Genomic DNA, 10643 nt, shown 5'->3' on the forward strand with positions numbered 1-10643 from the left:
GGGGCGATGGTCGCTGTGCAGGCCACCGAGGAAGAGGTACGGCACCGTATCGCCGACCGTGACGACATGGCTGTAGCCGTGGCCGCTGTCAACGGACCCACCTCCGTGGTGGTCTCCGGAGACGAGGATGCTGTTACGGAGCTGGTCGGCCATTTCGAGCGTACGACCCGGTTGAAGGTCTCCCACGCTTTCCACTCGCCGCTGATGGAGCCGATGCTCGCGGAGTTCGGCAAGACCGCCGCCCAACTCACCTACCACGAGCCGCGGATCCCGGTTGTGTCGAACGTGACCGGACGCCTGGCCGACCCGGCCGACTTGCGCGATCCCGAGTACTGGGTCCGGCACGTCCGTGAGACCGTCCGTTTTCACGACGGCATCCAGGCCCTGGAGGAAGCGGGCGTACGCACCTTCCTGGAGATCGGCCCGCAGGCTGTGCTCTCTGGTCTGGGCTGCGGCGACCAGGCTGTGTTCCTCGCCGCGCAGCGCCGCGACCAACCCGAGATCAACCAACTCATCACCGCCCTGGGTGTCTTGCACACCCGAGGCGTCACCATCGACTGGGCCGCTCTCTTCGACGGACGCGGTGCCCGCACCGTCGACCTGCCCACCTACCCCTTCCAACACCAGCGCTACTGGATCAACTCCCTTGACTCCGCCGCAGATGTCTCCACAGCCGGTCTGGAACCGGCGCAACACCCTCTGCTGGGAGCCGTGGTGGCGCTACCCACCGGCGACGGTGTCACGCTCACCGGGCGGCTCTCCCTGGAGACGCAGCCCTGGCTTGCCGACCACGCCGTGTTGGGCAGTGTGCTTCTGCCCGGGTCCGCCTTCGTGGAGATGGCCGTACGAGCGGGTGACGAGGTGGGGTGCCCGGCCGTAGAGGAGTTGACCCTTGAGGCTCCGCTCGTCCTCCCGGAGCGAGGTGCGCTGATGCTCCAGGTCACGGTGGGGGAGCCCGACGATTCGGGTCGGCGACCGGTGGCGGTGCACTCTCGTCCCGAGCACGACGTACGGGACGCGGACTGGACCCGGCACGCCAGCGGTCTCCTCATTGGGGCAGCTGTCTACTCCGAGCCTGTGACCGGGGCATCGGGCACGGAGATCTGGCCGCCGCAAGGGGCCGCGGCGCTCGGGCTCGCCGGCTTCTACGACGAGTTGGCCGACCACGGGCTCCGCTACGGGCCCGCGTTCCAGGGACTGCGCTCCGCCTGGCGGCGTGGTGACGAACTGTTCGCCGAGGTCGTCCTGCCGGACCATCTCATCGACGGTGGCGCATACGGTCTGCACCCGGCGCTGCTCGACGCCGCCCTGCACGTCCACCTGACCGGTGTGACCGACGGCCGCAGTCCGGGAGACGGCCAGGACGGACCGTCGATTCCGTTCTCGTGGACCGGGGTCCGTGTGTATGCCGCGGGGGCGTCGACGCTGCGGGTCCGCCTCACCGGTGACGGTCTGGAGGCCTCCGACACCGCGGGGGCACCGGTTGTCTCGGTGAAGTCCCTGTCGACCCGGCCCCTTCCCGCCGAACCACATGGGTTCGGCACGTCGGCGCAGGCTGGTGACGGCTGCGGCCTCTACCGGGTGAACTGGGTTCCGGCACCGGACTCGTCCGGTCATGGCTCCACCCCCGGCTGGGTGGTTGTGGGCGGGGCGGCGACGCCCTGCAGCGACGGTTCCCCGGTTCCGGCCGCACTGATCGAGCCGGCACAGGGCAGTGAAAAGGGCAGTGGCTTCCCGGATGCGGCAACTCTGATCGACGCGGTCGCCGATGGCCGGATGCGGGCACCGGACGTGGTCCTGCTCCCGGTCGCGGCGGCAGAGGCCGTCCTGCCAACGCCTTCCGGCACCGCACCGGAAGGCGTCCCCGCCCAACTCCGCGCTGCCGTGAACCACACCCTCACCGCGCTCCAGGTGCTGCTCGGCGACGACCGGCTGTCCGGTTCCGTGGTCGCCGTCGTGACGCACCGCGCGGTCGACACGGGTGAAGGAGACGTGGCAGGCGACCTGACCGGTCCGGTCCAGGCGGCAGTGTGGGGACTGGTGCGGTCCGCGCAGGAGGAGGAGCCCGGGCGGGTGGTGCTGCTCGACCAGGACACGCCGGACACCCCGCACGCAGTGCTGGCCGCGGCCGCGGTGCGCGGCGAGCCGCAACTCGCCCTGCGGGACGGCGCAGCGCGCGTACCGCGACTCGGCGGCGTCGAGGCGGCTGTCGACAGGAGCACCGATGTCGTGAACACCGGCATCATGAGCGGCACCGACGGCTGGAAGCCGGACGGCACCGTGCTCATCACCGGTGGCACGGGTGACCTCGGACGACTGGTCGCCCGGCACCTGGTCACCGACCACGGCATGCGCGAACTGCTGCTGGTCAGTCGCCGCGGTGCCGCAGCCCCCGGCTCGGCCGACCTGGTGGCGGACCTTACCGCTCTTGGCGCCCGGGTCCGGATCGAGGCCTGCGACACGGGCGACCGCGACGCGCTCGCCGGCCTGCTGGCCTCCGTACCCGCCGACCGGCCCCTCACCGCCGTCGTCCATACGGCCGGGGTCATGGACAACGCGTTGATCAGCAGCTTGAGCAGGGAGCAGGCCGACGCCGTACTGCGGCCCAAGGCCGACACGGCATGGCACCTGCACGAGCTGACCCGAGACCACGACCTGGGCGGCTTTGTCCTGTTCTCCTCCGCCGCCGGTGTACTCGGCGCCGCCGGACAGGGCAACTACGCCGCCGCCAACGCCTTCCTCGACGCCCTCGTCCTGCACCGTCGCGGACTGGGCCTGCCGGGGTACTCCCTGGCCTGGGGCCTCTGGCAGGGCGGAGTGGGCATGACGCGGGGGATGGGCGAGGCCGACCACTCCCGGATGCGCCGTGGCGGAGTCCGCGCCCTCACCGTCGAGGAGGGGCTGCGGCTCTTCACGGCCGCCCTCGACACCGACGAACCCGTCCTGCTCCCGGTGCGGCTGGACCCCGCCGCGCTCCGGGCCGCGGGCCCGGACGTCCAGGCCATTCTCAGCGCACTGGTGCCCGCAGGTCCGCGCGGTCTCACCCGAACCCGAACCCGAACCGGCGACGGTGGCGCCGCGGGCGGTCGCGCCCTGGCCGAGCGCCTCGCGGGTCTGCCCGCCGGCGAACGGGCCCACGCGGTAAGCGACATGGTGAGAGCGCACGTCGGAGCCGTGCTCGGTCACACCGGGCCGGACGCCATCGACCCCGAGACGACTTTCCAGCAGCTCGGCTTCGACTCCCTGGCGGGCATCGAACTGCGCAACCAGCTCAAGGCCGCTACCGGGCTCCACCTGTCCGCCGCCGTGGTTTTCGACCACCCCACCCCGACCGCCCTGGCCCGCCACCTGGCCGGGGAGCTCGCCGTGGACGAGGCGGACGTCTCACGCTCGGTGCTGGCCGACGTCGACCGGCTGGAGGCCGCCCTGGCCGCCCTGCCGCTCTCCGAGGGCGAATCCACCCGTATCACCGGCCGCCTGGAGGCACTGATCCGCACCTGGCAGGACCGCCTCGGTGACCGCCCGCAGCCCGGTGAGCAGAACGGCGACGACCTCACGGGCGCCACGGACGAGGAACTGTTCGAGGTTCTCGACAGCGAGTTCGGGCTCTGAAGCACCTGCGGCACCGAAAAGAACCTGACGCACCTGCGGTACCGGAAGCACTGCGGTACCTGACGAAACGGTGGGACCGATGTCCAACGAGATGTCGAACGACGACAAGCTGCGCGACTACCTCCGACGCGCCACGACGGACCTGCGCGAGACCCGGCGCCGCCTGCGGGAGGCCGAGGAGCTCCAGCATGAGCCGATCGCCGTCGTCGGCATGGGCTGCCGGATGCCCGGCGGCGTCCGCACCCCCGACGATCTGTGGGAGCTGATCGCAGGCGGCCGCGACGCGATGTCCCCGTTCCCCACCGACCGGGGCTGGAACCTGGACGGGCTCCACGGCCCCGATCCGGACAGCCCCGGCACCAGCCTGGCCCATGCCGGGGGATTCCTCGACGACATCGCCCACTTCGACGCCGGACTGTTCGGCATCAACCCGCGCGAAGCCCTGGCCATGGACCCGCAGCAGCGTCTGCTGCTGGAACTCACCTGGGAGTCCCTGGAACGCGCGGGCATCGACCCGCTCTCGCTGCGCGACAGCCGCACCGGCGTCTTCGCGGGCGCCATGTACCACGACTACAGCACCCGCCCGATCCAGGTCCCGGAGGACGTCGCGGGCTACCTGATGATCGGCAACTCGGCCGCCGTGCTGTCGGGCCGAGTCGCCTATGCCTTCGGGTTCCAGGGACCCGCCGTCACCATCGACACCACCTGTTCCTCCTCCCTCGTCACCCTCCATCTGGCGTCTGCCGCGCTCCGCCGGGGCGAATGCACCCTCGCCATCGCCGGGGGCGCCACGGTGATGTGCACCCCGGACGTGTTCGTGGAGTTCAGCCGGCAGCGCGCGCTGTCCGCCGACGGCCGCTGCAAGGCGTTCTCCGCCGCGGCCGACGGCACCGGCTGGTCCGAGGGCGTCGGCCTGGTACTGCTCGAACGCCTCTCCGACGCCCGCCGCAACGGCCACGAGGTGCTGGCCGTCATCCGCGGCTCGGCGGTCAACCAGGACGGTGCATCCAACGGCCTGACCGCCCCCAACGGGCCGGCCCAGCGCCGTGTCATCGAGGAGGCGCTGCGGAACGCCCGAGTGAGCCCAGACGACATCGACGCCGTCGAGGCCCACGGCACCGGCACCGTCCTCGGCGACCCGATCGAGGCCGACGCCCTGCTCGCCACCTATGGCCGTGACCGGCCGCAGAACCGCCCGCCGCTGTGGCTGGGCTCGGTCAAGTCCAACATCGGACACACCCAGGCGGCTGCCGGTGTCGCGGGTGTGATCAAGATGGTGATGGCGATGCGGCACGGGGTCCTGCCCCGGACGCTGCACGTGGACGAGCCTTCGCCGCATGTGGACTGGTCGGCGGGCGCGGTGGAACTCCTCACCGAGGCACGCCCCTGGGACCGCGCGGGGCACCCCCGCCGCGCGGGCGTCTCCTCCTTCGGCATCAGCGGCACCAACGCCCATGTCATCCTCGAAGAGGCCCCGCCCGCCACTCCGGAGGGTGACGGCGGCGATCCCGGAGAGATGTCGGGACGGCCTCCAGCGGTGCCGTGGGTACTGTCCGGGCGTACCGACGCCGCGCTGCGCGCCCAGGCCGCCCGACTCGCCGAACACCTTGACCGGCACCCCGACCTGCACCCGGCGGACGTCGGCCACACGCTCACCACGCGTGCCGCGATGGACCGCAGAGCTGTGGTCGTGGGGTCCAGCCGTGACGAACTGCTGCGCGGCCTGGCTGCCGTGGCCTCCGGCGAAGAGCCGAGCACCTCACCGATCACCGGCCGTACGGCGCTGCTGTTCTCGGGGCAGGGGAGTCAGCGGGTCGGTATGGGGCGGGAGCTGTATGACGCTTTCCCGGTTTTCGCTCGTGTGCTGGACGAGACGGTTGGGGTGCTTGGTCTGCCGTTGCGGGAGGTGATGTGGGAGGGCGGCGGTGCGCTGGATCGCACCGGGTATACCCAACCTGCGTTGTTCGCTTTTGAGGTGGCGTTGTTCCGGTTGCTGGAGTCGTGGGGTGTGCGGCCGGACTTCGTGGCCGGGCACTCCATCGGCGAGCTGACCGCCGCACATGTCGCCGGAGTCCTGTCTCTTGAGGATGCGGCGGTGCTGGTCGCTGCCCGTGCCCGGTTGATGGACGCTCTTCCGGCTGGTGGGGCGATGGTCGCCGTGCAGGCCACCGAGGAAGAGGTACGGCACCGTATCGGCGATCGTGGCGACATGGCTGTGGCGGTGGCCGCTGTCAACGGACCCACTTCCGTGGTGGTCTCCGGAGACGAGGATGCTGTTACGGAGCTGGCTGGGCACTTCGAGCGTACGACCCGGTTGAAGGTCTCCCACGCCTTCCACTCCCCGCTGATGGAGCCGATGCTCGCGGAGTTCCGGAAGTTGGCATCCGGGCTGACCTATCACGAGCCGCGGATCCCGGTTGTGTCGAACGTGACCGGACGCCTGGCCGACCCGACCGACCTGCGAGATCCCGAGTACTGGGTCCGGCACGTCCGCGAGGCCGTCCGCTTCCACGACGGACTGGGCAGTCTCGCCGCCCGGGGCGTACGCCGCTTCCTCGAAGTCGGGCCGACGCCCGTACTGACCGCCCTCGCTCCGAGCCGACTCGAGGCGGACGGCGCCGTGTACATGGCCACCGCCCGTCGGCAGGGCTCCGAAACCGAGTCCCTCCTGCGTGCTCTCGGGCAGCTCCACACCAGTGGCCTACCGCTGGACTGGAACGCCGTGTTCGCCTCCGCCGGTCCCGTCGAGCGCGTACCCCTCCCCACCTACGCCTTCCAGCGCAAGCGGTACTGGCTTGACGCCACATCGGGCGACGGGGTCCGGGCAGCCGACCCGGACCGCCTCCGCTACCGGATCGCCTGGCATCCGATCGCACCTACGTCGGCGGAACACCGACTCAACGGAACCTGGCTCATCGCGGTCCCCGCCACGTACCAGGACCACCCGCTCGTTCCCGCCCTCGTGGACGCCGTCACTCGGCGCGGCGGGCACCCGACCGTGCTCGTCACCGAGACCACCGAATTCACCGACGTGACTGAGCTCGCCGATACCGCCGATACCGCCGAGGCCTCCGAAGCGCTGACCGGAAGCCTCGGCACGCCTGCTGGAGTGCTCTCCCTGCTGGCCCTGGACGACACCCCCTACGCGCGCCACACGGGCCTGACCCGGGGAGGCCTGGCCAACCACGCGCTGGTCAGGGCGGTTCGCCGACTGGCCGAGCCCGCCGTGCTGTGGTGTGTCACCAACGGCGCCGTCGCTGTCGAAGCCGGCGAGGACGTCCGATGCGACCAGGCCCAGGTGTGGGGGACCGGCACCGTCCTGGCCCTGGACCACCCGGACACCTGGGGCGGTCTCATTGACGTACCCGCCGCCGAGGAGACCGTTCCGGCGACTGAACTGGCCCAGCGGATCACGGACTTCCTGGCCGATCCGGGCGGCGAGGACCAGGTCGCCGTACGGTCCGGCGCGACGTACGGCCGACGGATGCTGCGGGCCCCTCGCCCCCCGTCGGGCGGACGGGCGTGGCGGCCCCGTGGGACTGTGCTCATCACCGGCGGGACCGGTGCCCTCGGCGCCCACACCGCCCGATGGCTCGTCCACCGCGGCGCCCGCCATCTCCTCCTCACCAGCCGCCGCGGCCCGGAAGCCCCCGGTGCCGCCGAACTCGCCGACGAGCTGACCGCCCAGGGCGCACAGGTCACCGTTGTGGCCTGCGATATCACCGACAGGGCGGCGGTCGCCGCCCTGCTGGACCAGGTGCCCGGGGAACAGCCCCTGACCGCCGTCGTGCACGCCGCCGGTGTCCTGCACGAACCTGCCGATCTGACGGACATGACACCGGACGCGTTCGCCGACATCAGCCGCTCCAAGACCGAGGGCGCACGCCACCTGGACGACATCCTCGGTGACCGGTCACTGGACGCCTTCGTCCTCTTCTCCTCCGGCGCCGCGGTCTGGGGCAGTGCCGGACAGGCCGCCTACGCCGCCGGCAACGCCCACCTGGACGCCCTCGCCCACCGGCGCCGGCTCCGCGGCCGAACCGCCACCGCCGTCGCCTGGGGACCCTGGCGCGGCGGCATGGTCGACGCCGAAGCCGACGCCGCCCTGCGCCGAGTCGGGGTCCCCCCGATGGACCCGGAATCCGCGCTGGAAGTACTCGGACAAGCCCTGGACGACGACGAGACCCACCTCGTCGTCGGCGACTTCGACTGGCCCCGATTCTCCGCCGCCTATGGCTTCGCCCGCTCCCGGCCGCTGATACGGGCCCTGGTCGTGGCCACCGATGCCGGGGAGGACCGTACGGGCGTCTCGGCAGCTCCCGAGGGAGACACCGTGCACCGCGAGACGTCCGCCGAACGCCTCGCCCTGCTGTCCGAGGCCGACCAGGAACGGACCCTTCTCGAACTGGTCAGCGCGCACGCCGCCCGCGTCCTCGGCTACGACCGCGGCGAGGTCGAGCCCGACCGGGCGTTCAAGGACATCGGGTTCGACTCCATGACCGCTGTCGACTACCGCCATCGCCTCTCCGCCGCGCTCGGACTCGACCTGCCCGCCACTCTGGTCTTCGACCACGCGACCCCGACCGCCCTCGCCCACCACCTGCGGACCGAACTCCTCGGGACCGACGCCGACCCGCTCGCCGCCGTCCTCGCCGGCCTGGACCGGCTGGAAGCCGTCGCACCCGGCCTCCCCCGGGAGGACATCGACCGCAACCGGCTCGCCGTCCGCCTCCAGGCCCTCGCCTCCCGCCTGACCGGCACCACCGGCATCACCGGCACGACCGGCGCGACCGGCGCGACCGAGGACGTCGCCGACGTCACCAGTCGGCTGGAGGAAGCCAGCGCCGACGACGTCCTGGCCTTCATCGACAAGGAACTCGGAGTCAGCTGACCCCGATCGGCAGGGGCCGCACCCGACAAGGCGCTTCTAGGGGCGACTAGGGGTAGGCGGTCCCGCCGGCGCACTGAATTCTTAGCCATTGATCACGGATCGTCATTATTTGCGCAGTGGGGTGACCTTGGTGCAGGACGAGAAAAGGGTTCTCGACTACCTCAAGAAGGTGAGCGCAGAGCTGCATCAGACGCGTCAGCGGCTGCGGCAGGCGGAGAGCCGGGAGCAGGAGCCCATCGCCATCATCGCGATGAGCTGCCGGTATCCCGGCGGGGTGCGTTCACCGGAGGATCTGTGGCGGCTCGTCGCCGAAGGCCGTGACGCCATCGGCCCGTTCCCCGACGACCGTGGCTGGAACCTGGACACCCTGCTGCACCCGGACCGCGAGCGCCCCGGCACGTCGTACGTCCGTGAAGGCGGCTTTATCGACGACATCGCGGGCTTCGACCCCGGCTTCTTCGGCATCAGCCCGCGCGAGGCCCTCGCCATGGACCCGCAGCAGCGGCTGATCCTGGAGGTGGCCTGGGAGGCGTTCGAACGCGCCGGCATCAACCCCCACACGCTGCACGGCGCTCCTGTGGGCGTCTTCACCGGCTCGGGCGGCCATGACTACGGCGAACTCGTCGCCACCCGGCCCGAGGTGGCCGAGGCCTACATGATGACCGGAAGCTCCGGCGCCGTCATCACCGGACGGGTCGCCTACACCCTTGGCCTCCAAGGCCCGGCGGTCACCGTCGACACCGCCTGCTCCTCCTCTCTCGTGGCCATGCACCTCGCCGCCTACGCACTGCGCCGACAGGAGTGCTCGCTAGCCCTGGCGGGCGGTGTCGCGCTTCTCGTCAAACCCGAACCGTTCGTCGCCTTCAGCCGACAGAGCGGCCTGGCCGCCGACGGCCGCTGCAAGCCGTTCTCCGACAGCGCCGACGGCACCGGCTGGTCCGAGGGCGTCGGCGTCCTGATGCTGGAACGGCTCTCCGACGCCCAACGCAACGGACACCAGGTACTCGCTGTCATCCGCGGCTCCGCCGTCAACCAGGACGGCGCCTCCAACGGTCTCACCGCCCCGAACGGCCCCGCCCAGCGCGACGTCATCCGCCAGGCCCTGGTCAACGCCCGCCTGACGGTCGGCGACATCGACGTGGTCGAGGGCCACGGCACAGGGACGACACTCGGTGACCCGATCGAGGCCCAGGCCGTCATCGCCACCTACGGCCAGGGTCGCCCGATGGACCGGCCGCTGTGGCTGGGCTCCCTGAAGTCCAACCTGGGCCACACCCAGGCGGCGGCCGGCGTGGCGGGCGTGATCAAGACGGTCATGGCGATGCGGCACGGCGTACTGCCCAAGACCCTCCACGTCACGGAGCCGAGCGCGCACGTCGACTGGTCGGCCGGTGCGGTCGAACTGCTGACCGAGGCTCGCCCCTGGGAGACCGACGGCCAGCCGCGCCGCGCCGGCGTCTCCTCCTTCGGCGCGAGCGGCACCAACGCCCATCTGATCATCGAGGAGGCCCCGGCTCCGCAAACAGCGCCGAACGGTACGTCCCTCCCGGGGACCGAGCCGCAGGGGACCAGCGAAGGCACCGGGGCAGACTTCCTGCCACCGTTCCTGATCTCCGCCAAGGCCCCCGAAGCACTCCGCGCCCAGGCCCGCGCCCTGTCGGACCTACTCGCCGAGCGGCCCGATCTCGACCTCACCGACCTCACGGATCTCTCCTATTCCCTCGCCACCACCCGCGCCTCCCTGGAACACCGCGCGGTCCTCGTCGCCACCGACCGCGACAGCCTGCCCCGGGCACTCACCGCCCTCTCCGCCGGCGAGACCGCCCCGGGCCTCCTTACGGGCACCCCGCGGCCCGGCAAGCTGGCGCTGCTGTTCTCGGGGCAGGGGAGTCAGCGGGTCGGTATGGGGCGGGAGCTGTACGAGGCTTTTCCGGTTTTCGCTCGTGTGCTGGACGAGACGGTTGGGGTGCTTGGTCTGCCGTTGCGGGAGGTGATGTGGGAGGGCGGCGGTGCGCTGGACCGCACCGGGTATACCCAACCTGCGTTGTTCGCCTTTGAGGTGGCGCTGTACCGGTTGCTGGAGTCGTGGGGGGTACGGCCGGACTTCGTGGCCGGGCACTCCATCGGCGAGCTGACCGCC

At 71.4% G+C, this 10643-nt stretch carries 2 protein-coding genes and 1 pseudogene; all 3 read left to right on the forward strand.

What is annotated here, in order from left to right; genetic code table 11:
* Positions 1-3612, forward strand: a 3612-nt coding sequence (locus ACFWI9_RS30115) for an SDR family NAD(P)-dependent oxidoreductase (protein WP_387167161.1), incomplete at its 5' end; no start/stop codon positions are given.
* A 79-nt stretch (positions 3613-3691) separates the two neighbouring features.
* Entirely contained in the window at positions 3692-8503 is a 4812-nt protein-coding gene (locus tag ACFWI9_RS30120) for an SDR family NAD(P)-dependent oxidoreductase (RefSeq protein ID WP_387167163.1), read from the forward strand.
* Between the two features lie 130 nt (positions 8504-8633).
* Positions 8634-10643, forward strand: a pseudogene (locus tag ACFWI9_RS30125) (type I polyketide synthase); the annotation flags it as partial.

This window comes from Streptomyces sp. NPDC127084 (assembly GCF_042724175.1).
Classification (GTDB): domain Bacteria; phylum Actinomycetota; class Actinomycetes; order Streptomycetales; family Streptomycetaceae; genus Streptomyces.